Here is a 26973-nt window from a genome sequence, read left to right as displayed (position 1 = left end):
TCCCTCAGGTGTCGGTCCTATAACGGACGCGAGTGCACTTCTTATACACCCTTGACACCCCTAAAGGTCTAGGCCAAGCTCCCGGTACTGGTCTAAACCATTAAAGACCAGGTCCCAGCCCCAGCAGTACTCGTCGGCGTTGTCTTGCGTGGTGGCAGGGGGTTGCAGCATCCCTGAGGAGGGTGGCGTGAAGCGCAAGCTCATCGCGGCGATCGGCGTCGCGGGCATGTTGGTTTCCATCGCGGCGTGTGGTTCGGACGACGACAAGGCGTCGTCGAAGGACCCGAAGGACCGCAAGGAAACGCTCACTGTCTGGCTGATGTCGGACGCGCAGAGCACGTGGCCCGAACTGGTCAAGGACGTCAACAGCCAGTTCAAGGCGAAGTACCCCAACGTCAAGGTCAACGTCCAGTACCAGACGTGGGCGGACAAGGCCAAGAAGCTGGACGCCGCTCTGGCCGGCGACAAGTACCCGGACGTGGTCGAGCTCGGTAACACCGAGACGATGACCTACATCCTCAACGGGGCCCTCGGCGAGATCGACCCGAAGAAGTACGAGAACTCGGACACCTGGATCAAGGGTCTCAAGGACACCTGCTCCTTCGAGGGCAAGCAGTACTGCGTTCCTTACTACGCCGGCGCCCGCGTAGCGATCTACAACAAGGACATGTTCAAGGCCGGCACCGGCAAGGACACCCTCCCCGCCACCCAGGACGAGCTGACCGCCGCGCTCGACAAGATCGGCGAGAAGTACGGCAAGGACAAGGCGTTCTCGCCGCTGTACCTGCCGGGCCGCTACTGGTACGCCGCGATGTCCTACGTCGCCGCCGAGGGCGGGTCCATCGCCAAGTACGACGAGGGCAAGAAGGAGTGGAAGTCCACTCTGTCGACGCCGGAGGCCCAGAAGGGCATCACCGACTTCGTCGAGCTCGTCAAGAAGTACAACCACGGCGACAAGACCAAGGACGAGGCGGACCACGCCAACGTCATGGCCAACGAGAAGACCGCTCTTCTCTACGGCAACGGCTGGGAGGCCGGCAGCGTCGTCGACTCCAAGGCGAACGGCAACCCGAAGCTGAAGGACAAGATCCTCACGGCGGGTATGCCCGGCCCGAACGGCAAGGCGCTCCCCTCCTTCATCGGCGGCTCCGACCTCGCCACCATCTCCAAGTCGAAGATCCAGGATCTCGGCGAGGAGTGGATCTCGATGTTCACCTCCGAGAAGTCGGAGGAGGTTCTCGCCTCGAAGAACATCCTTCCGAACAACACCAAGCAGCTTGAGCCCCTGAAGGCCAAGCCGGAGACCGCGGCCATCGCCAACGCCGTGCCGGACGCCTGGTTCACCCCGATCGCCCCCGGCTGGACCGCGATCGAGAAGAAGGAAACGCTCGAGATCATGCTGCTCGACATCATCAAGGGCAAGTCGGTCGAGGAGGCCACCAAGGCCGCCGACGCGGAGATCGACTCGATGATCAACAAGGAGTCCTGAGCCCCGAGCTCACGGAGTCCGAGCCGGTGAGCGTGTGAGGCACCGACTCATCTGATCGTCCACGGGGGTGGTGGGCCCGAAAGGGGCTGCCACCCCCGTCCTCCGGTACCCGGTCCGAAACGGAAGGCAAGCACAATGAGTGCCGCCGATATGAAAGCAGCCGACCCGCCGGTGTCCGTCCCGCGGGCCCCTGAGGGTGCGGATCCTCAGCTCGCGAGAAACGTGAACCGTAAACCGCGGAAGGCCGGCGCTCTGCTGCCGTACCTCCTCATAGCACCGGCGTTCATCGCCATCGCCGCAGTCTTCGTCTGGCCGTTCATCAAGACCGTCATCATGTCCTTCCAGGACGTGGGCCGGCGCGAGCTGTGGTCCGGCGCGGACGCTCCCTGGGTCGGATTCGACCAGTTCACCAACATCCTCGGCGACGGCGAGTTCTGGGACGTCGTCTGGCGGACGATCATCTTCATGGTCGTCTGCGTGGCCGCCACCATGGCCGGCGGGCTCGGCCTGGCCATGATCATGCAGCGGATGTCCACCTGGGTCCGGCTGCTGCTGACCGCCGCGCTGGTCGCCGCCTGGTCGATGCCGCTGCTGGTCGCCACCTCCATCTTCCGGTGGTTCGCGGACTCCGACTACGGCGTCCTCAACATGGTGCTCGACAAGTACCTCGGGATCGACGCGCAGGGCCACAACTGGTTCCTCGACCCGAAGCAGGGCTTCGTCATCATCGGCTCGGTCGTCGTCTGGGGAGCCATCCCCTTCGTCACCGTGACGCTCTACGCCGCGCTCACCCAGGTCCCCAAGGAGCTGGAGGAGGCCGCGTCCCTGGACGGTGCCGGAACCACCGGGGTCTTCCGCTACGTCACGTGGCCGGTCATCAAGCCCGTCTTCCAGATGGTCGCCACCCTCTCCGTGCTGTGGGACTTCAACGTCTTCGCCCAGATCTTCCTGATGCGCGGCAACAAGCCGGAGCCGGAGTACTCCGTCCTCGGCATCTACTCGTTCGAGAAGGCATTCGAGTCCAACTCGTTCAGCCAGGGCGCTGCCATCTCGCTCATCACGGTCCTGCTGCTGTCCGGCGTCGCCGTGTACTACCTGCGCCAGCTGCTCAAGATCGGAGAGGTCGAGTGAGCACCTCCACCCCCCAGGTCCTCCGCCCGGACCGCAAGAAGAGCCGGATCGGCTACAACATCGCCGGCCTCGTGGCCTTCGTGCTCATGGCCTTCCCGGTCTACTGGCTGGTCATCAGCGCCCTGCGCCCCAACGCCGAGATCCGCAGCTACGACCAGACGCTCTGGCCGTCGTCGATCACGTTCGACAACTTCTCGCGCGCGATCAAGCAGCCGAACTTCGGCACGGCCATCGAGTCCAGCCTGATCGTCTGCGGCGTCGCCGTCCTGGGCGGCATGCTGCTCGCGACCATCGCCGCGTTCGCCATCGGCCGGTTCCAGTTCCGCGGCCGCAAGTTCTTCATGATCGTGCTGCTCGTCGTCCAGCTGCTGCCCCCGACGGCCATGCTGATCCCCATCTACATCCAGCTGAACGACCTCGGCGGGCTGAACGAGTACTGGGGCGTCATCGTCATCTACCTCGTCTCCACCCTGCCGTTCGCCACCTGGATGATCCGCGGCTTCGTGATCAACATCCCGCAGGAGCTGGAGGAGTCGGCCATGGTCGACGGCTGCAGCCGGATGGGCGCCTTCTGGCGGGTCACCTTCCCGCTGCTGGCCCCCGGCCTCGCCGCCGCCTCGATCTTCTCGCTCATCACGGCCTGGAACGAGTACCTGCTCGCCTACGTCGTCCTCCAGGACAACGACAAGTACACCCTCAACGTGTGGCTGATGAACTTCACGACCTCGCGAGGCATCGACTACGGCGCGCTGATGGCCGCATCCACACTGATCGCCATTCCGGTCGTGGCCTTCTTCCTGCTGGTGCAGAAGCACATGGCAACCGGCCTCACCTCCGGCGCCGTGAAGGGATAACGCCTCCCATGACCACCCTCGTTTCCAGCACGGACACCGTCACGCGCGACGCCCTCGCGGTGCTCCAGCCGGGCTTCACCGGCACCACGGCTCCCGAGTGGCTGCTGCGCCGGGTCTCCGAAGGCCTCTCCTCCGTCGGCCTCTTCGGCCGCAACATCGAATCGCCCGAGCAGCTCGCCGCGCTCACCGCCCAGCTCCGGGCCGAGCGCGACGACGTCCTCGTCGCGATCGACGAGGAGGGCGGTGACGTCACACGGCTGGAGGTGCGCCACGGCTCGTCCTTCCCGGGCAACCTCGCGCTCGGCCACGTCGACGACACCGACCTGACCCGCGACGTCGCCCGGGAGCTGGGCCGCCGGCTCGCCGCCTGCGGCGTCAACCTCAACTGGGCGCCCTCCGCGGACGTCAACTCCAACCCCGGCAACCCGGTCATCGGCGTCCGCTCCTTCGGCGCCGACCCCCACCTGGTCGCCCGGCACACCGCCGCCTACGTCGAGGGCCTCCAGGCCGCCGGCGTCGCCGCCTGCACCAAGCACTTCCCGGGGCACGGCGACACCGCGGTCGACTCCCATCACGCGCTGCCCCGCATCGACGTGGACCTGGAGACCCTGCACGCCCGCGAACTGGTCCCGTTCCGGGCGGCCATCGCGGCCGGCTCCAAGTCCGTGATGAGCGCGCACATCCTGCTCCCGGCGCTCGACCCGGACCGCCCCGCCACCCTCAGCCCGCAGATCCTCACCGGTCTGCTGCGCCGGGAGCTGGGCTACGAGGGCCTGATCGTCACCGACGCCGTGGAGATGCAGGCCATCGCCTCGACGTACGGCATCGAGCGGGGCTCCGTCCTCGCGATCGCGGCGGGTGCCGACGCCCTGTGCGTCGGCGGCGGCCTCGACGATGACGAAACGGTCCTGCGGCTGCGCGACGCCCTCGTCGCGGCCGTCCGCACCGGTGATCTGCCCGAGGAGCGGCTGGCCGACGCCGCTGCCCGGGTGAGGGCCCTCGCGTCCTGGACGCAGCGGGTCCGGGGGGCTGTCCCGGAGCCGGGCGCGGCAGTGCAGGAGGGGACCGCGCCCGGCACCGGACACGGTGTCCCGTCCGACATCGGCCTGATCGCCGCGCGCCGCGCGGTGAAGGTCACCGGCTCCGCCGAGCCGCTGACCGGCCCGGCCTACGTGGCCGCGTTCACCCCGGTCGCCAACATCGCGGTCGGCGACGAGACCCCCTGGGGCGTCGCCGCCGAGCTGGCCCGGCTGGTGCCGGGCACCGGGACCGACACGTACGACGGCGGCGCCGAGGACCCGGCGGCCGCGGTGCTCGCGGCCGCGGGGGAGCGGCGCATCGTCGCGGTGGTGCGCGACGCGCACCGCCACGCGTGGATGGCGGGGGCGCTCGACGCGCTGCTGGAGAGCCGTCCCGACACGGTCGTGGTCGAGATGGGCGTGCCCCAGGCCGAGCCCCGGGGAGCCCTGCACATCGCCACGCACGGCGCCGCGCGGGTCTGCGGCACGGCGGCCGCCGAGGTCATCGTGGCCGGCCACACGGGCGCCTGACGCCCCGGGGCCACCCGAGACGAGAGGGCCGGGACACCGAACGGTGTCCCGGCCCTTTCGCGTACGCCGGTTCAGATGCCCTGCCAGGCCGGCTTCGCCGCGTAGGTGGCGCGGAAGTAGTCGGCCAGCTTCAGCTTGGAGGCCGCCGCCTCGTCGACGACGACCGTCGCGTGCGGGTGCAGCTGGAGCGCCGATGCGGGCACGATCGAGGCGACCGGACCCTCCACCGTCTGGGCCACCGCGTCCGCCTTGCCCTCGCCCGTGGCGAGCAGGATCGGGTGCCGGGCCTCCAGGATCGTGCCGATGCCCTGGGTGATGACGTGGTGCGGCACCTGCTCGATGTCGTCGTCGAAGAAGCGCGCGTTGTCGACCCGGGTCTGCTCGGTCAGCGTCTTGATCCGGGTGCGGGAGGCCAGCGAGGAGCACGGCTCGTTGAAGCCGATGTGGCCGTCGGTGCCGATGCCGAGCAGCTGGAGGTCGACCCCGCCCGCCTCGGCGAGCGCCTTGTCGTACGCCTCACAGGCGGCCTGGACGTCCTCGGCGCTGCCGTCGGGGCCCATGAAGGAGGACTCGGAGAGGCCGAGCGGCTCGACGACCTCGCGCAGCACCACGGAGCGGTAGGACTCCGGGTGGCCCGCCGGCAGCCCGACGTACTCGTCGAGCTGGCAGATCCGGGCGCGCGAGGCGTCCACGGCGCCGGAGCGGACCTTGGCGGCCAGCGCCTGGTAGATGGGCAGCGGGGTCGAGCCGGTGGCAACGCCGAGAAGTGCGTCGGGCTTACGGCCGAGCAGGGCACCGATGGCCTCTGCGATCAGTTCGCCGCCTGCCTTGGCGTCCGGGACGATGACAACTTCCACGCGGGGCCTGCCGATCTAGAGTGACGTCATGTGGTATAGACCAATCAAAGGCATAATCTAGCAGAACTCGCGCCCCCGGACACGGCTGTGGGGGGCCCGTCGGGCGAACGGCGGAAGGCCGTCCGGGCGACCCGCCCCCGCGGTCCGCTGGTGGCCCCCGGCCCGCGGTCCGCTGGTGGCCCCCCGGCCCCCGTGGTCGACTGGGACCCATGCATCGCGACACCGCGCGGGAGGTACCAGACATGACCGCCACGTACCCGGCGGACGAGAACGAGCGTCCCGGCCGGATCATGGCCGGGGAGATGGCCGAGCAGCCCGCGATGCTCCGCCGCGTCCTCGGCCGAGGGGCCCCCGCCATCCGCGCGGTGGCCGCCGAGATCGCCGCCCGCGCCCCCCGCTTCGTCCTGCTCACCGCGCGCGGCAGCTCCGACAACGCCGCGCTGTACGCGAAGTACCTGCTGGAGATCAACCTCGGGCTGCCCTGCGGACTGGCCTCGATGTCCACCACCACCGCGTACGGCGCGAAGCCCGACCTCAGGGACGTCCTGGTCGTCACCGTCAGCCAGTCCGGCGGCTCGCCCGACCTGGTCGCCTCCACCCGCGCGGCCCGGGAGGCGGGAGCCGTCACCCTGGCCGTGACCAACAGCCCGGACTCGCCGCTGGCCGCGGTCTCCGAATACCACATCGACATCCTGGCGGGCCCGGAGAAGGCCCTCCCGGCCACCAAGACGTACACCGCCTCGCTGCTCTCCCTCTACCTCTTCACGGAGGGCCTGAGGGGCGGCGACGGGGCGGCCGCCGAGGTCCTGCCGGACCTCGCGGAGGCGGTCCTGGCCCGCCGGGACGAGGTGCGGGCCCTGGCGTCCCGCTACCGCTTCGCCGGGCGCATGGTCATCACCTCGCGCGGCTACGGCTACCCGACGGCCAAGGAGGCCGCGCTCAAGCTCATGGAGACCAGCTACATCCCCGCGCTGTCCTACTCCGGAGCGGACCTCCTGCACGGCCCGCTCGCCATGGTCGACAACGTCTCCCCGGTGATCGCCGTGGTCCCCGAGGGCCGGGGCGGCGAGGCCCTGCGGCCCGTGCTCGACCGGCTGCGCGGGCGGGGCGCCGATCTCTTCGTGGTCGGGGCGGGGCCGCGGGTGGAGGAGGCCTCGGCGGGCTTCGTGCTGCCGACGGCCGGGGTCGCCGAGGAGGTCCAGCCGGTGCTGGAGATCCTGCCGCTGCAACTGCTCGCCTACGAGGTGACGATCGCCCGGGGCCAGGACCCCGACGCGCCGCGCGCGCTCGCCAAGGTCACCGAGACCCGCTGACCGGGTCCGGAAAAACCCGCGGGCCGCGGCGCCTGGCCGGGACCCTCAGCCCGACCGGCACCGCAGCCCGGAGGAGGACCGCCCTCGCGGGCGGCCGGCTCGGCCGGCGGTGTGCGGTGCCCCCGGCCGGGGGGAGGCGCCTGCGCGGTCAGGGCAGAGAGCGCGGCGGCCTCGTTCCGCCCTCCTGTGCGGGGAGAGCGGAGCCTTGTCTTGAGCATTGTGGACTAGACCATTAACCCCTGTCCATCTGTGGGGTACGACAATTTCCGGCCCTTCTGTATGCACGGACGGGCGGGCCGCCCGGTTCGGCGCTGTGCGCGTGCGCGGGTACGCTCGCACCCGTGCCCTCCATGAACGACCTCGTACGCCAGCACACCGCCCTGAGCGATTCCGACCTGGAATGGCTCCACCTGCTGGTCTCGGAATGGCAGCTGCTCTCCGACCTGTCCTTCGCCGACCTCGTTCTCTGGGTCCCCACCCGCGACGGCACCCGCTATGTGTCCGTGGCCCAGATGCGGCCCAACACCGGCCCCACCTCCTACCAGGACGACATGGTCGGCCATCTGGTGCCGCGCGGCCGCAGGCCGCTGCTGGACGCCGCTCTGGACGAGGGCCGGATCGTGCGCGAGGGCGACCCGGAGTGGCGCGAGGAGGTGCCCGTACGGGTCGAGTCGATCCCCGTCCGCAGGGAGGGCCGGGTCCTCGGCGTCATCGCCCGCAACACCAACCTCCTCACCGTCCGCACCCCCTCGCGGCTGGAGCTCACCTACCTCCAGTCCGCCTCCGATCTGGCGCAGATGATCGCGGCCGGATCCTTTCCCTTCCCCGGCCAGCAGGTCGACATGGACGCCTCGCCCCGGGTCGGCGACGGGCTGATCCGGCTCGACGCCGACGGCGTGGTGCAGTACGCCAGCCCCAACGGCCTCTCCGCCTACCACCGGCTCGGCCTCGCCTCCGACCTGGTCGGCCAGCACCTCGGCGGCATCACCGCCGAACTCGCCCCCTCCCGGGGCCCGGTGGACGAGGCCCTGGTCAAAATGGCCAGCGGCTACGCGCCCCGTGAGTTCGAGGTCGAGTGCGCCGGCGGGGTCATCCAGCTCCGTGCCATCCCGCTCAAGCCCAAGGGCGTCCGCATCGGCTCCCTGGTCCTGCTCCGCGACGTCACGGAACTGCGCCGCCGCGAACGCGAGTTGATCACCAAGGACGCCACCATCCGGGAGATCCACCACCGGGTGAAGAACAACCTCCAGACGGTGGCCGCCCTGTTGAGGCTCCAGGCCCGCCGGATGGACTCCCCCCAGGGCCGGGAGGCGCTCAACGAGGCGGTCAGGCGCGTCGGTTCGATCGCCATCGTCCATGAGACGCTGTCCCAGAATCTGGACGAGCGGGTGGAGTTCGACGAGATCGCCGACCGGGTCATCGCGATGGTCGCGGAGATCTCGCCCGGCAAGGTCACCTGCCGCCGCACCGGACGGTTCGGCATCCTCGACGCCGAAGTGGCCACCCCACTGGCGATGGTTCTCACCGAAGTGATGCAGAACGCCCTGGAACACGCCTTCGGCGTCGCCGAGTCGGGCACCGTCGAGGTCTCCGCGGTCCGCGGCGGCCCGTCCGCCGAGGCGCGGCTGCTGATCACCGTGCAGGACGACGGCTGCGGACTGCCCGAGGGCTTCGACCCGCAGCGGGCCGGCAACCTCGGACTCCAGATCGTGCGGACCCTGGTGGAGGGGGAGCTGGGCGGCACCTTCGGCATGGTCCCCGCTCCGGAGCGCGGGACGCAGGTGGTCCTCGACATTCCGGTCCGCGCCGAGAAGTAGTCTCCGCCGCCGCCCTCGGGCGGCGGCGCGCACAGCAGAGAGCCCGGACCGTGGGTGACGGTCCGGGCTCTCTGGTCAAGCATGCGCTTCGGGGGTACTGCGCGCTGCGACTCGGGGGGCGGGATGGTGCGTACGCGCTGTACGCGCCGCCTGGCTGAGGTTCGTAGCGGTGGCGTCGGTCAGGCGCTGGCGTTGCGCGCCCGGTTACGAGCGGCGCGGCGCTTCATTGCGCGGCGCTCGTCCTCGCTGAGGCCACCCCAGACGCCGGAGTCCTGGCCGGACTCGAGCGCCCACTGCAGGCACTGCTCCATGACGGGGCAGCGACGGCAGACGGCCTTGGCTTCCTCGATCTGCAGCAGCGCAGGACCGGTGTTGCCGATGGGGAAGAACAGCTCGGGGTCTTCCTCACGACAAACGGCGTTGTGACGCCAGTCCATGGCTGCTACCTCTCCTTGGTATTACGTAACTGTTGCTTGTGAATGTGAACGCTTTCACGAATCCCTCCGCACGAGTCGGGCCGACGCCCAGATGAACTGGTTGTGGACCTGTGCGGTGAGGAGGGGTTCTGGCTCTCAGTGGAGGCTGGTGTTGCGGGCCGTCCCGATCGCCATGTAGAGATTCGCAAACCTCGGCGACGGATACAACCCCTTCTGGAAAGTTTTTTTTGATTCCTCGGTGTCGGCTAGGTCACAGCCGTACTTCTAGAGGGTGGAGCCCAGTCCAAACGTTCGAGTTAAAGGACTTTGGTCCCTTCCACTCACACAATCACACGCAGTGCACGGCGAACGCCTGTGAACGTCACACTCGTACGCAGTCCCAAGTGGTCGCCGTCCATCTGGAAGGGCAGCGGCGCCTTGGAATGCAAGGTGAAGTCCGTGAGGTCGTGCAGGGAAACGGCGTGCTTGCCGCGCGGGCCCTTCTCGGGGCTCGACGTCAGCAGCTGGGTCGCGTAGCGGGTGACCGCCGGGGTGGAGAGTTTCCGCAGGCCGAGGACGTCGAGCCCGGTGTCGAAGGAGGCGCGGGGGGAGGCGTACATCGGCTTGTTCCCCAGATACGTCCAGGGCGCCGTGTTGCAGATTATGGAGAGCGCCAGATCGGTGACCGGATCCTGTCCGGGCACCTCCAGCGTGATCGCTCCCTTGCGCCGGTTCGGTTCCTCCAGGAATTGCCGGACGACCTGGCGCACATAGAGCGCGTGCGTCGAACGCTTGCCGCGCTCCCGGTGCTGTTCGACCCGGCCGACCACACCCGCGTCGAATCCGAGACCGGCGCAGAAGGTGAACCAGCGCGCGGGCACGGATTCGTCCTCGGAGCCCGGGGTGCCGGCCGCCAGACCGAGCCCCACCGTGCGCTCCGTACGGTTCGCCAGGGCGTCCAGGATCGCGCCGGTCGCCTCCACCGCGTCGTTCGGCAGCCCGAGGGCGCGGGCGAAGACATTGGTGGAGCCGCCGGGGACCACGGCCAGCTTCGGCAGGTGGTCGATGTCGGGGCCGTTGTGCAGCAGCCCGTTCACGACCTCGTTGACCGTGCCGTCGCCGCCGAGGGCCACCACGAGATCGATGTCGTCGCTCTCGGCGGCCTGCCGTCCCAGGTCCCGCGCGTGCCCGCGGTACTCCGTGGTCACGGCCTCCAGCTTCATCTCGCTGGCCAGCGCGTGGATGAGCACGTCACGGGTCCGCGCACTGGTGGTGGTAGCAGCTGGATTGACCACGAGAAGTGCGCGCATGACCGCCAGACTACCTATCGCGGCGCACGGGTCTGAAGTCCTGCCCGCAGGGCATCACGCTGCGTGAGGGTGCGGGCGCGGTGGGCCCACGCGGCGGAGCCGGGCCGGCGGCACGGCGACCCCGGCTTCGCTTTCGCGGCCCCGGGATGCCAACCTGCAGGGGTGAGTACTCAGGAGAACGCGCCCTCGCCGCTGCCGATGGCCGAGCCCCCCAAACCGGCCAGGATCGCGCTCGTGGCCGGACTCAACGTCCTGGAGGGCGCCGCCCTCGTCGTCGGCGGCGTCTACATGCTCGTCATGGGACTGCTCGGCCGCCCGGACAGTCCGCAGCAGGCGGAGATGGGCGGGCTGACGCTGATCGCGCTCGGGCTGATCCCGCTGGCCGCCGCCCGGGGACTGCTCCGCCGCCGCAGCTGGAGCCGGGGACCGGCGCTGATCACGCAGATCATCGCGCTGCCGGTGGCCTGGACCCTCCTCCGCTCGCACGGCGCGCTGATCCCCGCCGGGATCGTGCTCGCCGCCGTCGCGCTCACCGCGCTCTTCCAGCTGGCCAGGCCCGCGACCATCCAGGCCCTCGGCATCCGCAGGCCTGGGGCGGACCCCGGCACGGACACCGGGGCCTGAACCCGGTCCGCCACCCGTCGGACTCCTCCGCCGGGGTCCTCCCGCCGGAAGTCTCCCGCCGGAAGTCTCCCGCCGGGGTCCTCCCGTGCGGACGCCTACTCCTCGACGAGCAGCCGCTCGCGCAGCTGGGCCAGGGTGCGGGCCAGCAGCCGGGAGACGTGCATCTGCGAGATGCCGACCTCCTGCGCGATCTGCGACTGGGTCATGTTGCCGAAGAACCGCAGCAGCAGGATCCGCTTCTCGCGCGGCGGAAGGTCCTCCAGCAGCGGTTTCAGCGACTCCCGGTACTCGACGCCCTCCAGGGCCTCGTCCTCCGAACCCAGCGTGTCCGCGACCGCGGGGGACTCGTCGTCCGTGTCCGGCACGTCCAGCGAGAGCGTGCTGTACGCATTGGCCGATTCCAGCCCCTCCAGGACCTCTTCCTCGGAGATGCCCAGCCGCTCCGCCAGTTCGTGCACCGTGGGCGAGCGGCCGTGCAGCTGGGAGAGCTCCGCGGTCGCCGAGGTCAGCGAGAGCCGCAGCTCCTGGAGACGGCGCGGCACCCGCACCGCCCAGCCCTTGTCGCGGAAGTGCCGCTTGATCTCGCCGACGACCGTCGGCGTCGCGTACGTCGAGAACTCGACGCCGCGCTCCGGGTCGAAGCGGTCCACCGACTTGATCAGACCGATCGTGGCGACCTGGGTGAGGTCGTCCAGCGGCTCCCCGCGGTTGCGGAAGCGCCGGGCCAGATGCTCCACCAGCGGCAGATGCATCCGCACCAGCCGGTTGCGCAGCTCGGCCTTCTCCGGCGAGCCGTCGGGCAGCTTGCCCAGCTCGATGAACAACGCCCGCGCCCCGCTGCGGTCGTGTGGGTCGTGGTGTCCGTGCTCGCTCATCTGGCCTGCCCGCTCCGCCTGCGACTGCTCCACCGCGACCGTACGGCCCGCGGGCCTCTGCACCCCGTCCACCGCACGGGCGAGGTCCGCCCCGTCCACCGGATGAGGCAGGGCCTGCTGCTCGGGGATGCCCGCTGGGCGCGCCACCCCCGGTCGGATCGTCTCGTCCCGCACCGGACCGTCCCCGTTCCCGTCGCTCACGCCGGCCCGGGTCCCGCGCCGCGCTGTTTGTACAGGCTGATGCTGACCGTGTTGTCGTCGCCGACCGAGGAGTCGACCTTTCCGGCCAGTGCGGAGAGCACCGTCCAGGCGAAGGTGTCGCGCTCCGGTGCCCGGCCGTCGGTGGTCGGTGCCGCCACCGTCACCTCGAGCGAATCGTCGACGAGCCGGAACACGCAGCTGAGGACGGAACCGGGCACGGCCTGCTGGAGCAGGATCGCGCAGGCCTCGTCGACCGCGATGCGAAGGTCCTCGATCTCGTCGAGCGTGAAGTCCAAACGGGCTGCGAGACCGGCCGTGGCCGTTCTCAGCACCGACAGGTAGGCACCCGCAGCGGGCAGCCGGACCTCTACGAAGTCCTGATTCCCGGGCTCGCCTGCGATCTGGGACACCCTCACCTCCAAGGTGGCACAAACTCGTTCGAGGATCCGGGAAGGGCGCCCCGGAGCCATGTGGTACGTCTTCGGTTCTTGGTCCGGCGACGCTATCGCGATCCATGATGCCGTGTCGTCGAAACCCCGTCCCATGACTGTCACTCATGGTAAGCCCATGAGCACACACAGTGCCTAGGGGTGTGTGGTGGTCAATTACGAACAACAGGCGCCGGTTTGACGTACCCAGACGTCACACGATCGAACCGTCCTCGAAGCACCAGCGCCAGCTCTCGCCGGGTTCGAAGCTCCGCATCACCGCGTGACCGGTCTCCTTGAAGTGCCCCGTCGCATGCTGTCCGGGCGAGGAATCGCAGCAGCCGACATGGCCGCATATCAGGCAGAGTCGCAGCTGTACGGGGTGGGTGCCGGTCTCCTCGCACCCGGGACAGGTCACCGTGAGGGGTGTGGGTTCGGGGCGCGGCAGATTCGAGACGTGCGGGCACTCACTCATGATGGCCAGGTTACGACGGATGTGAGGACCTCCGAGATGGACGCTCTGCCCCTGGTGGCACTGGTCGCGGCGAGCGCCGCGGTGGCGGGACTGGCCCGCCGGACCCCGGTGCCCGCCCCCCTGCTGCTGGTGGCCCTGGGGCTGATCGGGGCGTACGTGCCGGGGGTGCCCGACTACACCCTGGACGCGCACATCGTGCTTCCGCTCCTGCTGCCGCCGCTGCTCTACACCGCCGCGGTGGACAGCTCGTACCTGGACCTGCGGGCCAACGTCCGCCCCGTCGCGCTGCTCTCGGTCGGCTACGTACTGTTCGCGACGGTGGCGGTGGGGTGGCTGGCGTACCGGCTGGTGCCCGATCTGCCGCTCACCGCGGCCCTGGTGCTCGGCGCGGTGATCGCCCCGCCGGACGCCGTGACCGCCGCGGCCATCGCCCGCAGGGTCGGTCTCCCGGCCCGCGTCACCACGATCCTCCAGGGCGAGTCCCTGGTGAACGACGCCACCGCGATCACCGCCTACAAGGTGGCGCTGGCCGCCGCCGTGGGCGAGGGGATGAGCTGGGGCGAGGGCGTCGGGGAGTTCCTGCTGGCCTCGGTCGGCGGCGTCGGGGTCGGCCTGCTCCTCATGGTGCCGCTGCACTGGCTGCGCACCCACCTGACCGAACCGCTCCTCCAGAACACCCTGTCGCTGCTGATCCCCTTCGTCGCCTACGCGGCGGCCGAGCGCGTGCACGCCTCGGGTGTGCTCGCCGTGGTCGTCGTCGCCCTCTATCTGGGCCACCGCTCCTGGCAGGTCGACTTCGCCACCCGGCTCCAGGAGGCGGCCGTCTGGAAGATGGTCGCGTTCGTCCTGGAGTCGGCCGTCTTCACCCTGATCGGCCTCCAGCTGCCCGTCGTCCTGAAGGGGCTCGGCGCGTACGCCGTCGACGAGGCCCTCTGGTACGCGGTCGCGGTGTTCCTGGCGGTCGTCGTGGTCCGGTTCGTCTGGGTCTACCCCGCCACCTATCTGCCGCGCGTGCTGTCCGCGCGCATCAGGAGAAGGGAGCCCGAGACCAACTGGACCTCGCCGCTGATCGTCGGCTGGGCCGGGATGCGCGGGGTCGTCTCGCTGGCCATCGCCTTCTCCATCCCGATGGTGACGAGCGCCGGCGACGACTTCCCGGCCCGCAACCTCGTGCTGTTCCTCACCTTCACCACGGTCATCGGCACCCTGGTGATCCAGGGCCTCACCCTGCCGGTGCTCGTACGCCTGCTGAAGCTCCCCGGTCGTGACGCGCGGGCCGAGACGCTGGCCGAGGCGCAGGCCCAGAGCCAGGCGTCCGCGGCGGCCGAGGCGCGTCTGGAGGAGCTGCTCGCCGACCGGCGCAACCATCTGCCCCAGCCCCTCACGGACCGGCTGCGCACCGTGCTGGAGCGCCGCCGCAACGCCGTGTGGGAACGGCTGGGCGCGGCCAACCCGGTCACCGGGGAGTCCGCCGACGACACCTACCGCCGGCTGGCCGGCGAGATGATCGAGGCCGAGCGCGAGGTCTTCGTCCGGCTGCGGGACGAGCGGAGCATCGACGACGAGATGATGCGCACCCTGCTGAGGCGGCTGGACCTGGAGGAGGCGGCGGCCTACCGGGAGGAGTCCGGCTGAGCCGGGGCGTCACCGGCCGGCTCCGGGCGCCCGGTGACGACGGCCGCGACCGTGGTGCCGGCCGGGAAGGCACCCTCCTCGGCGAGCGCGGTGAGGGCGTACAGGAGTTTGGCCACATAGAGCCGTTCGACCGGCAGTCCGTGGCGGTCCTCGAACGCGTCGGCGAAGGCGTGCAGCGCGGGGGTGGTCCGGGCGTAGCCGCCGAAGTGGAAGCGCTCCTCCAGCCGCCAGTCGCCGGCCGGCCCGCCGAACGCCTCGTGCTGGAGGGCGCGCACGGTGTCGCCGAGGAAGCCGCCGCGCAGCACCGGGACGCCGAGGGCGCGCTGACCGGGGGCCAGTCCGGCGGCGAGCCCGGCCAGCGTGCCGCCGGTTCCGCAGGCGACCGCCACCACGTCCGCCGCCCCGCGCAGTTCGCGCCCCAGCTCCGTACAGCCGCGCGCGGCCGCGGCGTTGCTGCCGCCCTCCGGGACGACCACGCAGTCCTCGTGGCCCCTCAGCAGCTCCGCCAGGACGCCGGGGTCGTCCTTCGCCCGGTAGGTCCGGCGGTCCACGAAGCGCAGCCGCATCCCGTCGGCCGCGCACCGGGCGAGCGAGGGGTTCAGGGGGCGGCCGGCCAGCTCGTCGCCGCGGACGATCCCGACGGTGCCGAAGCCCAGCAGCCGGCCCGCGGCGGCCGTGGCCCGCAGATGGTTGGAGTAGGCCCCGCCGAAGGTCAGCAGGGGCCGGCCGGCCGCGGCGGCGATGTTCGGGGCGAGTTTGCGCCACTTGTTGCCCGGCAGGTCCGGGTGGATCAGGTCGTCGCGCTTGAGGAGGAGCGTGACGCCGCGGCGGGCGAACCGCTCGTCGTCGACGGGCCGGAGGGGCGAGGGGAGCGCCGGCCGCAGCCCGGAGAGGTCCGGGCCCCGGTCCGGCACCCCGGGAGGCGTGGCGGGCATGCCTCCATTGTCGCCGCTCCCCGGTGGCGGCCGGGGCGGGCCGCCGGCTACTTCAGGCGTTCCTGGATGCGCGTGCGCATCGACGTCATGGAGAAGCCGCGCGGATCGACCTTCCCGGGCTGCCACTCGCGGTGGCCGATGACCGAGCGGGACGTCCAGCGGTGGTGGCGGCAGACGGCGGCCGAGGCCCGCGCGATGGCGTCGAGCTGGACGGCGGGCCAGGGGTCCTCGCCGTCGCCGAGGTTCTCGCACTCGAAGCCGTAGAAGTGCCGGTTGCCGTCGGTGTTGGCCTCGTTGTCGGGCGGCAGGCCCTTCTCGGCGATCACCGCGCGCAGCACGTCGTCGTCGCCGAGACCGGCGTGGTTGGCCCGGCCGTAGCCCACGAGGTGGACCCGGCCGTCCTTGGCGATCACCCCGTGGCAGAGCGGTCCCGGCAGGGCCGGGTAGCCGTCGCGGCAGATCCGGACGGTGGACGCGGTGCCCCGGGTGACGGTGTGATGGATCATCACACCGTTGACGGGTCCCCAGGCGCCCTTGTGGTTGCGGTTGTGCGTACGCCAGTCGCCGACCTGGACCACGGTGAGCCCCTCGTTCTTCAGGGCGGCGAGGAAGGTGCTCGCGGACATGGGTGTGGACATGACCGACTCCTTCGTACGTGGGGGAGTATGTCCGTACAGCGCTTCTACCCGACGCGTGGGGCCCCGGACCACTCGGGCGAGTGTTCCGGGGCCCTGTTCGGACGCTGTGCGAGCCGATCCGGTCAATTCCGGGTGCGCGGCGCGGCGTTTCAGTCCTGGGCGAGCCAGAGGTCCGGGCCGAAGACCTCGTAGTGGATGTCGGCGGCCGGGACGCCCTTGGCGAGCAGCTGGGTGCGCACGGCGCGCATGAAGGGCAGCGGGCCGCAGAGGTAGGCGTGGGTGCCGGAGGCGACCGTCACCGCGGACAGGTCGACCAGACCGGTGCGGTCGGCGGGGTGACCCGGCTCCGGGTTCTCGTACCAGAAGTGCGCGGCGGAGTCCGGCAGCTTCCCGGTGAACAGGGCGTGGTCGGCGCGCAGCGCGTGGTCGGCGGGGGAGCGGTCGCCGTGCACCACGGTGACCGGGGCGCTGTGGCCGGTTCCCGCCAGGTGCTCCAGCATCGCGAGGATCGGGGTGCAGCCGATGCCGGCGGAGGCCAGCAGGAGGGGGGCGTCCTCGGACTTCAGGACGAGGTCGCCGTACGGCGCGGAGACGCGGAGCCGGTCGCCCTCGCGGACGTGGGCGTGCAGATGGCGCGAGACCTCGCCGTCGGGGGCGTTGTCGCCGAGCACGCGCTTGACGGTGATGGTGCGGTACGGGGAGCCGGGGGCGGAGGAGAGGCTGTACTGGCGTATCTGGTGGGCCCCGTCGGCCAGTTCGACCTGGACGGACACGTACTGGCCGGGGCGGAAGGCGGGGGCGGGCGAGCCGTCGGCGGGGCGGAGGCGGAAGCTCGCGACGTCCGGGGTCTCCTCGGTGCGGCCGACGACCTCCCACGCGCGCCAGACGTCCCCGGCGACGACGCCCTGCTGCGCGTAGAGCCGCTCCTCGACGGCGATGAGCGCGTTGGCCATCAGCCAGTAGACCTCGTCCCAGGCCGCGGCGACCTCGGGGGTCACCGCCTCGCCCAGCACCTCGGCGATGGCCGCGAACAGATGGGTGTGCACGACCTCGTACTGGTCCGGGGTGACACCGAGCGAGGCGTGCTTGTGCGCGATGCGGTCGAGCATCACGTCCGGGCGGGTGCCGGGCCGCTCGACCAGCTGCGTCGCGAACGCGGCTATGGAGCCGGCGAGCGCCTGGCGCTGCGCGCCGGAGGCCTGGTTGCCGCGGTTGAACAGGTCGCGCAGCAGCTCCGGGTGGGCGTCGAAGAGCTTCGTGTAGAAGAGATCGGCGATGTCCCCGATGGCCGCGCCGACGGCGGGCAGGGTGGCACGGACGGTGGCGGTCGACTGCTCGGAGAGCATCGGATCCTCCTCGGTTCTTTGAATTGGCATCTGAGATGCGTATTTAAGGGCAGTGTAGGAGCCCGGCCGCGGGGCTCCTGCGGCGGGGGGTGGTTCGGGGTGTGCGGCTGGGCCGGTGCGGGTGCGAGGGGCCTCGCCGGCGCGCTCTCAGGCGTCCGGCGGGGGCCGCCGGCCGATGCCGAGCAGCAGGGGGCCGGTGGGAGAGGCGACCAGTTCGGCGACGGTGAGCGGGTCGAGCGAGGCGTGGAAGGCCTCCGTGGCCGCGCGCAGCGCGTGGCGCAGCCGGCAGTCCGAGCGCAGCGGGCACGGGGTGGCGCCCTCGCACTCGACGACGTCCTCCGGGCCCTCCAGCTCGCGCACCAGCGCGCCGATGGAGGCCGTGCGGCCCGCTCCGGTGAGGGCGAGACCGCCGCCCCGGCCGCGCCGCGCCTCGACCAGGCCGAGGTGCTGGAGGCGGGCCACCACCTTCGCGGTGTGCGAGTACGGCACCTGCATCGTCGCCGCCACCTCGCGGGTGGTCGGCGGGTGCTCGTCGGTGTCCGTGACGACGGCGAGACGCATCAGCACGCGCAGTGCCACGTCCGTGAATCTCGTCAGCCGCATGCCGGTCACGGTAGGTGAATTTGCATGGCGGATGCAAATTAATGGAGGGTGGCGGCATCGCGCGCCGTTGTGCCCATCCCAAAGGCCGATTAGTCACACTCTTTTGTGTAATGGCGTCCCGAGTCCTCATGCTGAAAGGCTTCTTCTCGCAGGTCAGCCGATGATTCGAGAGGACGACAGATGTCCGTTGGTGAAGAGGTTCAGAACGCGCAGCTGCCCCCGCAGCAGAGTCTGGGGACGGCAGCGGCGCGGAACCTCGCGACGACCACCAAGTCCGCTCCGCAGATGCAGGAGATCACCTCGCGGTGGCTGCTGAAGATGCTGCCGTGGGTGCAGGTGCAGGGCGGCACCTACCGGGTGAACCGCCGACTGAGCTATTCGGTCGGCGACGGCCGGGTCACGTTCGTGCAGACCGGGGGCCGGGTCGCGGTCATCCCCGCGGAGCTGGGGGAGCTTCCGGCCCTGAGGGACTTCTCGGACGAGGAGGCGCTGGCCGAGCTGGCCCGGCGGTGCGAGCAGCGGGAGATCCCGGCCGGCCAGGTCCTGGCCACCGCCGGGGACGACGCGGACCAGGTCTTCCTGCTGGCGCACGGCAAGGTCGAGAAGACCGGCACCGGACCCTACGGCGACGAGACGAAGCTGGGCGTCCTCGCCGACGGGGCGTACTTCGGGGACCACTCCCTCATCGCCGGCGACGCCACCTGGGAGTACACGGCACGCGCCGTCACCGACTGCACGGTCCTGACCCTGTCCCGGGCCGATGTGCTCAACCTCGCCGAGCGCGCCCCCGCGCTCCGCGCCCACCTGGACGGACTGCTCGCCCTTCCGCAGCAGCGCACCAACAAGTACGGCGAGGCGGAGATCGACCTCTCCGCGGGCCATGTCGGCGAGGCCGTCGTCCCGCACACCTTCGTGGACTACGAGGCGGCGCCGCGCGAGTACGAACTGAGCGTCGCCCAGACCGTCCTGAAGGTCCACAGCAGGGTGGCCGACCTCTACAACCAGCCGATGAACCAGACCGAGCAGCAGTTGCGGCTCACGGTCGAGGCGCTGCGCGAGCGCCAGGAGCACGAGCTCATCAACAACCGCGAGTTCGGCCTGCTCAACAACTGCGACTACGGCCAGCGGCTCCAGCCGCACGACGGGGCGCCGAGCCCCGACGACATGGACGAACTGCTCTCGCGCCGCCGGGGATCCAAGCTCTTCCTCGCCCACCCCCGCGCCATCGCCGCCTTCGGCCGCGAGTGCAACAAGCGCGGTCTGGTGCCCGAGAGCGTCGACGTCGGCGGCCACCACGTGCCGGCCTGGCGCGGCGTCCCGATCTTCCCGTGCAACAAGATCCCGGTCTCCGACGCCCGCACCACCTCGATCATCTGCATGAGGACCGGCGAGCAGGAGCAGGGCGTCATCGGCCTCCAGCAGTCCGGCATCCCGGACGAGATCGAGCCCAGTCTCTCGGTCCGCTTCATGGGCATCGACGAGCAGGCGATCATCTCGTACCTCGTGACGGCCTACTACTCCGCGGCCGTCCTCGTCCCGGACGCCCTCGGTGTCCTGGAGAACGTCGAGGTCAGCCGCTGGCGGTGAGTCCGCGGGGCCCGGACCCGGTCCGGGCCCCGCCGGCCCGCCGCCGGCGCACCCACCGCAACCACCACGTCCCGGCCCCGGCGGCCGGCGCCCCGGCCAGTCCACCGGGCGGGCCGCCGGGGCCGGGACGGCAACGACCGGGGTGACCGATTGACCATGACCCGTACCGACGCCGCGACCGAGGGCAACGAGGCCGCGGCGCTCCTGGAGTACACCCGGACCCTCGTCGATCCGCATCTGCGGGCCGCGATCGCCTCCCTGCCCGGCTCGATCCGCCGCGTCGCCATGTACCACTTCGGCTGGGAGAACGCCGACGGCAGCCCCGCCGCGGGCGGTGCGGGCAAGGCGATCAGACCCGCGCTCGTGCTGGCCGCGGCCCGCGCGCTGGGCGGCGACCCGGACGACGCCGTGCGCGCCGCCGTCGCCGTCGAACTGGCCCACAACTTCACCCTGCTGCACGACGACGTCATCGACGAGGACCGCACGCGCCGTCACCGGGCCACGGCCTGGACGGTGTTCGGGATCCCCGACGCCGTCATCGCGGGCGACGCGATGCTCGCCCTGGCCCAGCGCCTCCTCGCCGAGGACCCGCGGCCGGTGTCCGGCCGCGCCTCGGCCCGCCTCTCCACCTGCGTCATCGAGCTGTGCGCCGGCCAGCAGGCCGACTGCGCCTTCGAGGAACGCGGCCCGGAGGAGGTCTCGCTCGACGAGTGCCTGACCATGGCCACGGCCAAGACCGGGGCGCTGCTCGGCTGCGCCTGCGCGCTGGGCGCGCTCTGCGCGGGCGGGGACGAGCGGGCCGTCGGCGCGATGGACGGCTTCGGCCGGGAGGCCGGACTGGCCTTCCAGCTCATCGACGACCTGATCGGCATCTGGGGCGACACCGCGCGGACCGGAAAGCCCGTCGGGGCCGATCTCGCCGCGCACAAGAAGTCGCTGCCGGTCGTCGCCGCGCTGACCTCGGGCACCCCGGCGGCGGCCGAACTGGCCGCGCTCTACCGCGGCCCGATGAACACGGCGTCCGAGGTGCGCCGGGCGGCCGAGGCCGTGGACCGGGCCGGCGGCCGGGACTGGGCGCAGGTCTGCGCCGCCGACCGGATGGCCCGCGCGGTGCACCACCTGTCCCGGGCGGTGCCGGACCTCTCGGCGGCGGGCGATCTGCTGGCCCTCGCGGAGTTCGTCACGCGCCGGACGCACTGACCGCGCGCCGGAGCGCGGCCGGGGAGCGCCCGGAACCCGCTCCGGCACCGGCCGGGAGCGGGACGGAAGGCGGCGGAGACCAGGGGGAGGAGGGAGGCGGAGCCGGATCGGACCGCGCCCCCGCGGGGAACCGGGGGGCGCGGGGAAGGGAACGCGCCGAACCGGCCACCCCGGCCGGGGAACGGCGTGCGGGCGCGGACCCTGCGCGGCGGGCGCGCGCGGCGAGCGCGGCGGGAACAGGAGGGAGGACGTCGGCGGCGTGGCGGAGACCGGACGGGAGGGTGCGGCGAAGATGCGGGGCAGGAGGATCGGCCGAGGTCACAGGGGTGATCCGAGTAAGCGGAGGGCGGCCGGGGGCATGTCCGTGCCACGGGCTACAGTCCGTGCCCATGACAGATGAGTCGTGGGCCGGGTGGTACCGGGACCGACAGGGATCCGATGCCGTCATCCTCACCACCGACGGACAGCAACTGCGCCTGCGCATCAGGGGCGTCGACTTCGAGGGCGGCAGCTTCGACGCCCTGCGCCCCGTCGTGGGCGTGGCCGGGGAGAGCGGGGTGTTCACCCTCGCGGACGGGGCGCTCGACGACTGCCTCCTGGAGTGGGACCTGCCGTTCCCGGTGACCTCGGAGGGGGAGGTGCACCAGGCGACGCTGAGCTGCCTGTTGTCGCTGCGCAGGCCGGAGCCGTATCTCTCGCTGGAGCTGCGCTACGGCGGCGCCGCCTTCCGGTCCCACCGGGCCGAGAACGACTTCGCCTCCGCGCTCGCCACGATCCAGCGCGCCCTCCCGCCGGGGATCCGGCTCCAGACGTGCATCGCCTGTGCCTTCTCGGACTACTTCCCGGCACCGGGCCGGGGCCTGTCGGGCGGCCTCGCCTGCTTCCGGGGCGCGAAGGACGCGTACCGCGAGGTGGCGGGCGAGGGCGATGTGCTCGGTCTCTGGGACCGGCGCAGCGGTTTCGTCCAGGAGGTCTGGAGCTGCCGGGAGTTCGAACCCCGCCCGGACACGGGCGCGGGCACCGGCCACCGCGGGGCGTTCCCGCTCGAAACGGCCTGAATCGGCAGAAGGGCCGGTCCGCCCGCGTCGGACCGGCCCTTTGCCACGCCTTCATTGTTCTACTAACATGCGAACAAGGGAGGTTTTAATGAACCGGAAGACCATCGGCCGCGCCGCTCTCGCCGCGTTGCCGTTCCTGCTGGCGCTCGCCGTCGACCTGATCCTGTACGCCGCCTGGCGCGACCGGCTGCCCGCCCGGGTGGCCAGCCACTTCGTGGGCAACGGCCGGGCGGACGACTACGCGGACCGCGGCTCGTACCTCGTCGTCACCGCCGTGCTGCTCGTCGGCATGGCAGCGCTGTGGGCGGCGATGCCCGCCAACGGAAAGGTCCGCGGCCGCTCGTACGCCCTGACGCTCGCGGGCGGATACGGCACCGCTGCGTTCCTGGGCTACCTCATGGCCGTGGTCCTGTACGTCAACGTGGACGCCGCCGTCGACGCGGAAGGGGCCGCCCGGGACGTCTCGTTCCCGATGTGGCACCTGGCCGCCGCACTGGGCGTCGGTGCCGTCGGCTTCGCCGTCGGACTGCTGCCGGCCGGGCTGTTCCCCGTACCCGAGGAACCCGCGAAGGACATCACGGCCGACGCGGAACGCATCGCGCTGGCCGACGGCGAGGTCGCCGGGTGGGGGCGCAGTGCCGGGTCCCGCTGGCTGCCGGCGGCGGCGGCCGCGACGGGCGCCGGCGGGGTCGCCCTGATCGTCACCACGGGCTGGGCCTCCGGCCTTCCCCTGCTGGTCGTGGGCCTGCTCCTGGCGACGTTCTCCCGCCCGTACGTCACCGTCGACCGGCGCGGCATCACCGTCTCCGGGCTGCTCCCGTGGCCCCGCGTCAGGGTGCCGCTCGACCGCATCGAGACGGCGGCCAGCCGCGACATCAGCCCCCTCGAATACGGGGGCTGGGGCTACCGGATCCGTCCCGGGCGCACCGGGGTGATGATCCGCTCCGGCGAGGGCATCGTGGCGCGGCTGGCGAACGGCCGGGACTTCGCGGTCACCGTCGACGACTCCGCCACCGGCGCCGCACTCCTCAACACCCTCATCGACCGCCGCCGGACAGGACACTGACCATGCTCTTCCGGGTCGACCCCACCTCCACCGTGCCGCTCGGCGACCAGATCGCGGCCTGTGTGCGCCGTGCCGTCGCCGACGGCACGGTGACCCCCGGCGAACGGCTGCCCGCCGCCCGCGTCCTCGCCGAATCCCTCGGGGTGAACGTCCACACGGCCCTGCGCGGCTACCAGCGGCTGCGCGAGGAGGGCCTGATCGAACTGCGCCGGGGCCGGGGGGCCGTCGTCGCGGACGGCGCCTCCCCGCACCGCGCCCGCCTGCTGGACCGGCTGCGCGAGGCGATCGCCGAGGCCCGTGAACTGGGCCTGACGGAGGACGAACTGCTGACCCTGGTCCGCACCGAACTCGCCTCCGGCTGAGCCGCACGCGTACGCCGAAGGGCCACCCCGTCCTGCGAGGTGGCCCACCGGCGTCAGCGGGGAAGGACCTGGACGGTCAGGAGCGGGCCCCCGCGAGCGCGGCCGCGAAGCCCCACTGCCAGAGGTAGTTGACCTGGTTCCGCTCGGAGGCGTTCGGGTACGGGTTGGTGCACGAGGTGCCGGGGCCGCCGCCGGACATCAGCTCGCTGCACGGGCCCGAGTAGTGGTCGGGAAGGCCGAGGACGTGCCCGGTCTCGTGGGCCGTGACGCGGGTCGAGTTGTACTGCTGGTTCTGCGCGTAGTCCAGCAGGATGTAGCCGTTGCCGTGGCCGTCGGTGCTCGCGTACGAACCGCGCGGGTCGCTGCCCTCGTAGTACGCGAAGTCCGCGTTCGAGCCCTCCTGGAGGCGCACGCTGGAGACCGAGCTGTTCCAGATCTGGGCGCTCGCGGCTATCTGGGAACGGAAGCTCGGGGCGTTGGCGGCGCTGTAGACGATGGTGACGGCCTGGACGCCGGGGTTGGCCGCCCGCTTCTCGGCCACGGACTTGGCCACCGCCTCGAAGAACGCCTTGTTCCCGGCCTCGTTCTCCCGCGCCGCCGAGGAGGAGGCGTACGCGGCGGTCGGGGCGCCGGCGGACACGGGGGCCGGGGCGGGGGAGGCGGAGGCGATCGCGGGGCCGCCGCCCAGCGCGGCGGCGAGGCCGAGGCCGAGTCCGAGCACGGCCGACATGACGGTCCTGGGGTGTCTCATGGGGGGTGTCTCCTGCCGGTTACCGGTTGGGGGGACCCCGTCCGGTCAGCGGACAAGGACGGGGGCGGTACGCAGCGAGTGTCGGGGAACCGGGGCCCGTGCGGATGATGCCAACCACCGATAACGCCGCCCTATCACCCGCCTCCGCCCGCCCGGCACAGGACTCCCCGGCCGGGGGCACGGCCGGTCGACATCACGCCAAACACCCGCTGAATCCGGGGTGTTCGATGGCGTAGCACCCTCTGGTGCCGGTGGCGGAGCCGCCCTACCCTCGACGGCATGGAGCTTGAGGTGAGACACCTCAGGGCGCTGTGCGCCATCGCCGACACCGGCAGCCTGCACCGGGCGGCCCGCACGCTCGGGGTCAGCCAGCCCTCGCTCACCACCCAACTGCGCCGCATCGAGAAGGCGCTCGGCGCCGAACTGTTCAGCCGCGAACGCACCGGCTGCCGCCCCACCCTCTTGGGCCGCGCCGTCATCGGCCGGGCCCGCCCCCTCGTCGACGGCATGAGCGCGCTGGTCACCGACGCCAAGGCGGAGGCCGACGCCGCCCGCGCCGGCGGCCCCCGGCTGCGCATCGGCTGCACCGCGAGCCGCGTGATCGGCGGCTGGCTGCGCCGGCTCCGCACCCGGCTGCCCGGCACCGACATCTCGCTCCGCGTCGACGTCTCCGCCCGCGCGCTGCTGGGAGCGGTCGACGCCGGCCGGCTCGACGTGGCCTTCGTGCACGAGGTGGAGGGCTGCCCGCTGCCCGTGCCCGAGGGGCTGGAGCAACGGGTGCTCCTGGAGCGCGAACCGCAGTTCGTCTCGATGGCCCGCGACCACCCGGCCGCCGCGCTGCCCGTCGTCGACCTCGCCGACCTGGCCGCCGACCGGTGGATGGTCGACCCGACCGTGGACGGCGAATGGGACGGGCTGCGCCGGGTGTTCGGAGCCGCCGGTCTGGCCCCGACCGTCCTGCACGGCGACTACCTCACCGCCGCCTCGCTCATCGTCCTCGGCGAGGCGGTCGCCCCCTGCCAGCCCACCTCCGGCCCGCGCGACGACATGGCGATCCGCCCGCTGCGTGACGACCCGCTCGCCGTCCGCCTGCTGCTGGTCGCCCGGCCGGGCACCGACACGACGGCCGTGTACGGCGAACTGGAGGCGGCCTACCGCGAGGCGGCCCGCCGCGCCGACGACTACCACGCCTGGCTGCTGCGCCACCGCAGCCCGCTCGCCCGCTAGGGCGTGTCCGGAAAGTAGCGCCGTCCGCCCGTAGGGCTGAACTTCGAGGGAGCGGGCCCCGATTCAGCCCAGAGCGAGGACCGTTCCGGTGCGGCGCGCGGCCGGGCAGAGTCGGACGCATGAGGCTTCTGATCCTGGGCGGTACGGAATTCGTCGGCAGGGCGGTCACCGAGGCGGCGCTCGCGCGCGGCTGGGAGACCACGCTGTTCCACCGGGGCCGCCACCCGGCCCCGCCCGGGGCAGCCGAGATCTTCGGCGACCGCACGGAACCGGACGGACTGGCCGCGCTGGCCGCCGCGGCGGATTCCGGCGGCACCGGCCCGGCCTGGGACCTGGTCGTCGACACCTGGAGCGGCGCGCCCCGGGCCGTCCGGGACGCCGCCCGGCTGCTGTCCGGCCGCGCCGCGCGGTACACCTACGTCTCCAGCCGCTCGGTGTACGCCGATCCGGCACCGGCGGGCCTGCCCGAGGACGGCCCGGTGGTCGCGGACGCCTCGCCCGACGCGGGCGACGACGTCGGCTACGCCGAGGCCAAGCGCGGCGGCGAACTGGCGGCGCTGGACTCCTTCGGCGACCGGGCGCTGCTGGCCCGCGCGGGACTGATCCTGGGTCCCTGGGAGAACATCGGCCGGCTGCCGTGGTGGCTGACGCGGATCGCCCGCGGCGGCCCGGTGCTCGCCCCCGGCACACCGGACCTGGCCGTGCAGTACATCGACGTCCGCGACCTCGCGAGCTGGCTCCTGGACGCCGCGGAGGCCGGGCTGCACGGCCCGTACAACCTGACCAGCCGCTCCGGGCACGCGACCCTGGGCGAGCTGCTGGACGCCTGTGTGCGGGCCACCGGTTCGGACGCCGAACTGCGCTGGACCGATGCCGGGCGGATCCTCGCGGCGGGCGTCGCCCCCTGGACGGACCTGCCGGTCTGGCTGCCGCCGGGGGAGGTGTACGACGCGATCCACCGGGGCGACGTCGGCAAGGCGTACGCGGCGGGGCTGCGCTGCCGGCCGGTGGAGGAGACCGTCGCGGACACCTGGACGTGGCTGTGCGGCATCGGAGGAACGGCTCCGCACCGCCCCGACCGCCCGCCGGTGGGCCTCGATCCGGCCGTGGAGGCGAAGCTGCTGGCGGACTGAGCGCGCCGGACCCCGGGCCATCCGGCGTGGCATGCCACGCGAATGACGTATAAACCTGCATATTGCGCTGTATGGGAACAAAGAAGAGTAGA

Annotated in this window: 26 protein-coding genes; 15 read left to right on the top strand and 11 right to left on the bottom strand. The window is 71.8% G+C overall.

All coding sequences use genetic code 11. The features are described 5' to 3' along the window. The first annotated feature begins 187 nt into the window (after window positions 1-187). The 4 genes from ACZ4FH_RS05080 to ACZ4FH_RS05065 all read left to right on the top strand — a co-directional run bounded on the left by ACZ4FH_RS05080 (window position 188) and on the right by ACZ4FH_RS05065 (window position 5024). Window positions 188-1489, top strand: coding sequence for a sugar ABC transporter substrate-binding protein (locus tag ACZ4FH_RS05080; protein WP_383634829.1), 1302 nt, complete (start codon window positions 188-190; stop codon window positions 1487-1489). A 135-nt stretch (window positions 1490-1624) separates the two neighbouring features. Next, window positions 1625-2620: a carbohydrate ABC transporter permease gene (locus tag ACZ4FH_RS05075; RefSeq protein WP_467302314.1), complete on the top strand. Its 996-nt coding sequence runs from the start codon at window positions 1625-1627 to the stop codon at window positions 2618-2620. Next, the gene (locus tag ACZ4FH_RS05070; protein WP_467302312.1) at window positions 2617-3474 is read left to right on the top strand and encodes a carbohydrate ABC transporter permease; all 858 of its coding nucleotides are present in this window, start codon (window positions 2617-2619) and stop codon (window positions 3472-3474) included. Before ACZ4FH_RS05075 ends, ACZ4FH_RS05070 begins: the two co-directional genes overlap by 4 nt. Window positions 3475-3482: 8 nt before the next feature. Further along, window positions 3483-5024 (top strand): glycoside hydrolase family 3 protein, encoded by a 1542-nt coding sequence (locus ACZ4FH_RS05065; RefSeq protein ID WP_467302311.1) that lies wholly within the window; start codon window positions 3483-3485, stop codon window positions 5022-5024. A 71-nt stretch (window positions 5025-5095) separates the two neighbouring features. Here ACZ4FH_RS05065 and nagB read toward each other — a convergent pair whose 3' ends face one another. Next, on the bottom strand, window positions 5096-5881 hold the full coding sequence (nagB, locus tag ACZ4FH_RS05060; RefSeq protein WP_383634837.1) for a glucosamine-6-phosphate deaminase: 786 nt from the start codon (window positions 5879-5881) through the stop codon (window positions 5096-5098). Window positions 5882-6123: 242 nt separating this feature from the next. On the opposite strand from nagB, the gene ACZ4FH_RS05055 reads away from it, so the two are divergent. Together ACZ4FH_RS05055 and ACZ4FH_RS05050 are read left to right on the top strand one after the other, a co-directional pair. After that, a complete protein-coding gene (locus ACZ4FH_RS05055) occupies window positions 6124-7194 on the top strand; it encodes an SIS domain-containing protein (protein WP_467302309.1) in 1071 nt (356 codons plus the stop codon). A gap of 350 nt (window positions 7195-7544) precedes the next feature. Beyond that, on the top strand, window positions 7545-9011 hold the full coding sequence (locus tag ACZ4FH_RS05050) for a sensor histidine kinase (protein WP_383635434.1): 1467 nt from the start codon (window positions 7545-7547) through the stop codon (window positions 9009-9011). Window positions 9012-9190: 179 nt separating this feature from the next. On the opposite strand, the gene ACZ4FH_RS05045 is transcribed toward ACZ4FH_RS05050, so the two are convergent. Then, window positions 9191-9448: a WhiB family transcriptional regulator gene (locus ACZ4FH_RS05045; protein ID WP_003953983.1), complete on the bottom strand. Its 258-nt coding sequence runs from the start codon at window positions 9446-9448 to the stop codon at window positions 9191-9193. A gap of 320 nt (window positions 9449-9768) precedes the next feature. Further along, complete coding sequence (locus ACZ4FH_RS05040; protein ID WP_383634841.1) at window positions 9769-10737, bottom strand: diacylglycerol/lipid kinase family protein; 969 nt, start codon at window positions 10735-10737, stop codon at window positions 9769-9771. Between the two features lie 234 nt (window positions 10738-10971). Here ACZ4FH_RS05040 and ACZ4FH_RS05035 point away from each other — a divergent pair, with 234 nt between their 5' ends. Continuing rightward, window positions 10972-11361: a hypothetical protein gene (locus ACZ4FH_RS05035; protein ID WP_467302444.1), complete on the top strand. Its 390-nt coding sequence runs from the start codon at window positions 10972-10974 to the stop codon at window positions 11359-11361. 95 nt (window positions 11362-11456) lie between these two features. On the opposite strand, the gene ACZ4FH_RS05030 is transcribed toward ACZ4FH_RS05035, so the two are convergent. The 3 genes from ACZ4FH_RS05030 to ACZ4FH_RS05020 all read right to left on the bottom strand — a co-directional run bounded on the left by ACZ4FH_RS05030 (window position 11457) and on the right by ACZ4FH_RS05020 (window position 13340). Then, complete coding sequence (locus ACZ4FH_RS05030; RefSeq protein ID WP_467302442.1) at window positions 11457-12410, bottom strand: RNA polymerase sigma factor SigF; 954 nt, start codon at window positions 12408-12410, stop codon at window positions 11457-11459. A 23-nt stretch (window positions 12411-12433) separates the two neighbouring features. Beyond that, window positions 12434-12847: an ATP-binding protein gene (locus tag ACZ4FH_RS05025; protein ID WP_383634845.1), complete on the bottom strand. Its 414-nt coding sequence runs from the start codon at window positions 12845-12847 to the stop codon at window positions 12434-12436. 232 nt (window positions 12848-13079) lie between these two features. After that, on the bottom strand, window positions 13080-13340 hold the full coding sequence (locus tag ACZ4FH_RS05020; RefSeq protein WP_467302308.1) for a UBP-type zinc finger domain-containing protein: 261 nt from the start codon (window positions 13338-13340) through the stop codon (window positions 13080-13082). 36 nt (window positions 13341-13376) lie between these two features. On the opposite strand from ACZ4FH_RS05020, the gene ACZ4FH_RS05015 reads away from it, so the two are divergent. Continuing rightward, the gene (locus tag ACZ4FH_RS05015) at window positions 13377-14975 is read left to right on the top strand and encodes a Na+/H+ antiporter (protein WP_467302306.1); all 1599 of its coding nucleotides are present in this window, start codon (window positions 13377-13379) and stop codon (window positions 14973-14975) included. Here ACZ4FH_RS05015 and ACZ4FH_RS05010 read toward each other — a convergent pair. The 4 genes from ACZ4FH_RS05010 to ACZ4FH_RS04995 form a co-directional block, all read right to left on the bottom strand. Beyond that, on the bottom strand, window positions 14954-15910 hold the full coding sequence (locus ACZ4FH_RS05010; protein ID WP_467302305.1) for a 1-aminocyclopropane-1-carboxylate deaminase/D-cysteine desulfhydrase: 957 nt from the start codon (window positions 15908-15910) through the stop codon (window positions 14954-14956). The two genes, ACZ4FH_RS05015 and ACZ4FH_RS05010, sit on opposite strands and share 22 nt — an antisense overlap. Before the next feature lie 47 nt (window positions 15911-15957). After that, window positions 15958-16548 carry an N-acetylmuramoyl-L-alanine amidase gene (locus tag ACZ4FH_RS05005; protein ID WP_383634852.1) on the bottom strand — a complete coding sequence of 197 codons (591 nt, stop codon included), beginning with the start codon at window positions 16546-16548 and terminating at the stop codon, window positions 15958-15960. Window positions 16549-16697: 149 nt separating this feature from the next. Further along, window positions 16698-17894: a globin domain-containing protein gene (locus ACZ4FH_RS05000; RefSeq protein ID WP_467302440.1), complete on the bottom strand. Its 1197-nt coding sequence runs from the start codon at window positions 17892-17894 to the stop codon at window positions 16698-16700. Window positions 17895-18041: 147 nt separating this feature from the next. Beyond that, a complete protein-coding gene (locus ACZ4FH_RS04995; protein ID WP_467302303.1) occupies window positions 18042-18497 on the bottom strand; it encodes an RrF2 family transcriptional regulator in 456 nt (151 codons plus the stop codon). Between the two features lie 180 nt (window positions 18498-18677). Here ACZ4FH_RS04995 and ACZ4FH_RS04990 point away from each other — a divergent pair, with 180 nt between their 5' ends. From ACZ4FH_RS04990 to ACZ4FH_RS04970, 5 genes are all read left to right on the top strand, one after another. Further along, window positions 18678-20084 carry a family 2B encapsulin nanocompartment shell protein gene (locus ACZ4FH_RS04990; protein ID WP_467302301.1) on the top strand — a complete coding sequence of 469 codons (1407 nt, stop codon included), beginning with the start codon at window positions 18678-18680 and terminating at the stop codon, window positions 20082-20084. Window positions 20085-20240: 156 nt separating this feature from the next. Next, a complete protein-coding gene (locus ACZ4FH_RS04985) occupies window positions 20241-21284 on the top strand; it encodes a family 2 encapsulin nanocompartment cargo protein polyprenyl transferase (protein ID WP_467302299.1) in 1044 nt (347 codons plus the stop codon). Window positions 21285-21673: 389 nt separating this feature from the next. After that, window positions 21674-22342, top strand: a complete 669-nt coding sequence (locus ACZ4FH_RS04980) for a DUF6304 family protein (RefSeq protein WP_467302298.1) — start codon at window positions 21674-21676, stop codon at window positions 22340-22342. An 88-nt stretch (window positions 22343-22430) separates the two neighbouring features. Beyond that, on the top strand, window positions 22431-23408 hold the full coding sequence (locus ACZ4FH_RS04975) for an SdpI family protein (RefSeq protein WP_467302297.1): 978 nt from the start codon (window positions 22431-22433) through the stop codon (window positions 23406-23408). Between the two features lie 2 nt (window positions 23409-23410). Continuing rightward, complete coding sequence (locus ACZ4FH_RS04970; RefSeq protein ID WP_467302296.1) at window positions 23411-23770, top strand: GntR family transcriptional regulator; 360 nt, start codon at window positions 23411-23413, stop codon at window positions 23768-23770. Window positions 23771-23846: 76 nt separating this feature from the next. On the opposite strand, the gene snpA is transcribed toward ACZ4FH_RS04970, so the two are convergent. Further along, window positions 23847-24521, bottom strand: coding sequence for a snapalysin (gene snpA, locus ACZ4FH_RS04965; protein ID WP_383634866.1), 675 nt, complete (start codon window positions 24519-24521; stop codon window positions 23847-23849). Window positions 24522-24800: 279 nt separating this feature from the next. Here snpA and ACZ4FH_RS04960 point away from each other — a divergent pair, with 279 nt between their 5' ends. Both ACZ4FH_RS04960 and ACZ4FH_RS04955 read left to right on the top strand, forming a co-directional pair. Next, window positions 24801-25748, top strand: a complete 948-nt coding sequence (locus ACZ4FH_RS04960) for a LysR family transcriptional regulator (protein WP_467302294.1) — start codon at window positions 24801-24803, stop codon at window positions 25746-25748. A gap of 119 nt (window positions 25749-25867) precedes the next feature. Further along, window positions 25868-26881, top strand: a complete 1014-nt coding sequence (locus ACZ4FH_RS04955; protein ID WP_467302292.1) for an NAD-dependent epimerase/dehydratase family protein — start codon at window positions 25868-25870, stop codon at window positions 26879-26881. Window positions 26882-26973: the final 92 nt, after the last annotated feature.

Source organism: Streptomyces sp. NPDC024555 (genome assembly GCF_055559335.1).
The sequence above is the reverse complement of the archived record's forward strand: the minus strand, read 5'-3'. Positions and strand labels throughout refer to the sequence as shown.

What these genes read in the sequence shown, in the direction of transcription:
- ACZ4FH_RS05075 (WP_467302314.1), top strand. Translation starts at nt 1,625, where the DNA reads ATGAGTGCCGCCGATATGAAAGCAGCCGACCCGCCGGTGTCCGTCCCG.
- ACZ4FH_RS05065 (WP_467302311.1), top strand. Translation starts at nt 3,483, where the DNA reads ATGACCACCCTCGTTTCCAGCACGGACACCGTCACGCGCGACGCCCTC.
- ACZ4FH_RS05055 (WP_467302309.1), top strand. Translation starts at nt 6,124, where the DNA reads ATGACCGCCACGTACCCGGCGGACGAGAACGAGCGTCCCGGCCGGATC.
- ACZ4FH_RS05050 (WP_383635434.1), top strand. Translation starts at nt 7,545, where the DNA reads ATGAACGACCTCGTACGCCAGCACACCGCCCTGAGCGATTCCGACCTG.
- ACZ4FH_RS05045 (WP_003953983.1), bottom strand. Translation starts at nt 9,448, where the DNA reads ATGGACTGGCGTCACAACGCCGTTTGTCGTGAGGAAGACCCCGAGCTG.
- ACZ4FH_RS05040 (WP_383634841.1), bottom strand. Translation starts at nt 10,737, where the DNA reads ATGCGCGCACTTCTCGTGGTCAATCCAGCTGCTACCACCACCAGTGCG.
- ACZ4FH_RS05020 (WP_467302308.1), bottom strand. Translation starts at nt 13,340, where the DNA reads ATGAGTGAGTGCCCGCACGTCTCGAATCTGCCGCGCCCCGAACCCACA.
- ACZ4FH_RS05015 (WP_467302306.1), top strand. Translation starts at nt 13,377, where the DNA reads ATGGACGCTCTGCCCCTGGTGGCACTGGTCGCGGCGAGCGCCGCGGTG.
- ACZ4FH_RS05010 (WP_467302305.1), bottom strand. Translation starts at nt 15,910, where the DNA reads ATGCCCGCCACGCCTCCCGGGGTGCCGGACCGGGGCCCGGACCTCTCC.
- ACZ4FH_RS05005 (WP_383634852.1), bottom strand. Translation starts at nt 16,548, where the DNA reads ATGTCCACACCCATGTCCGCGAGCACCTTCCTCGCCGCCCTGAAGAAC.
- ACZ4FH_RS05000 (WP_467302440.1), bottom strand. Translation starts at nt 17,894, where the DNA reads ATGCTCTCCGAGCAGTCGACCGCCACCGTCCGTGCCACCCTGCCCGCC.
- ACZ4FH_RS04995 (WP_467302303.1), bottom strand. Translation starts at nt 18,497, where the DNA reads ATGCGGCTGACGAGATTCACGGACGTGGCACTGCGCGTGCTGATGCGT.
- ACZ4FH_RS04990 (WP_467302301.1), top strand. Translation starts at nt 18,678, where the DNA reads ATGTCCGTTGGTGAAGAGGTTCAGAACGCGCAGCTGCCCCCGCAGCAG.
- ACZ4FH_RS04985 (WP_467302299.1), top strand. Translation starts at nt 20,241, where the DNA reads ATGACCCGTACCGACGCCGCGACCGAGGGCAACGAGGCCGCGGCGCTC.
- ACZ4FH_RS04980 (WP_467302298.1), top strand. Translation starts at nt 21,674, where the DNA reads ATGACAGATGAGTCGTGGGCCGGGTGGTACCGGGACCGACAGGGATCC.
- ACZ4FH_RS04975 (WP_467302297.1), top strand. Translation starts at nt 22,431, where the DNA reads ATGAACCGGAAGACCATCGGCCGCGCCGCTCTCGCCGCGTTGCCGTTC.
- ACZ4FH_RS04970 (WP_467302296.1), top strand. Translation starts at nt 23,411, where the DNA reads ATGCTCTTCCGGGTCGACCCCACCTCCACCGTGCCGCTCGGCGACCAG.
- snpA (WP_383634866.1), bottom strand. Translation starts at nt 24,521, where the DNA reads ATGAGACACCCCAGGACCGTCATGTCGGCCGTGCTCGGACTCGGCCTC.
- ACZ4FH_RS04960 (WP_467302294.1), top strand. Translation starts at nt 24,801, where the DNA reads ATGGAGCTTGAGGTGAGACACCTCAGGGCGCTGTGCGCCATCGCCGAC.
- ACZ4FH_RS04955 (WP_467302292.1), top strand. Translation starts at nt 25,868, where the DNA reads ATGAGGCTTCTGATCCTGGGCGGTACGGAATTCGTCGGCAGGGCGGTC.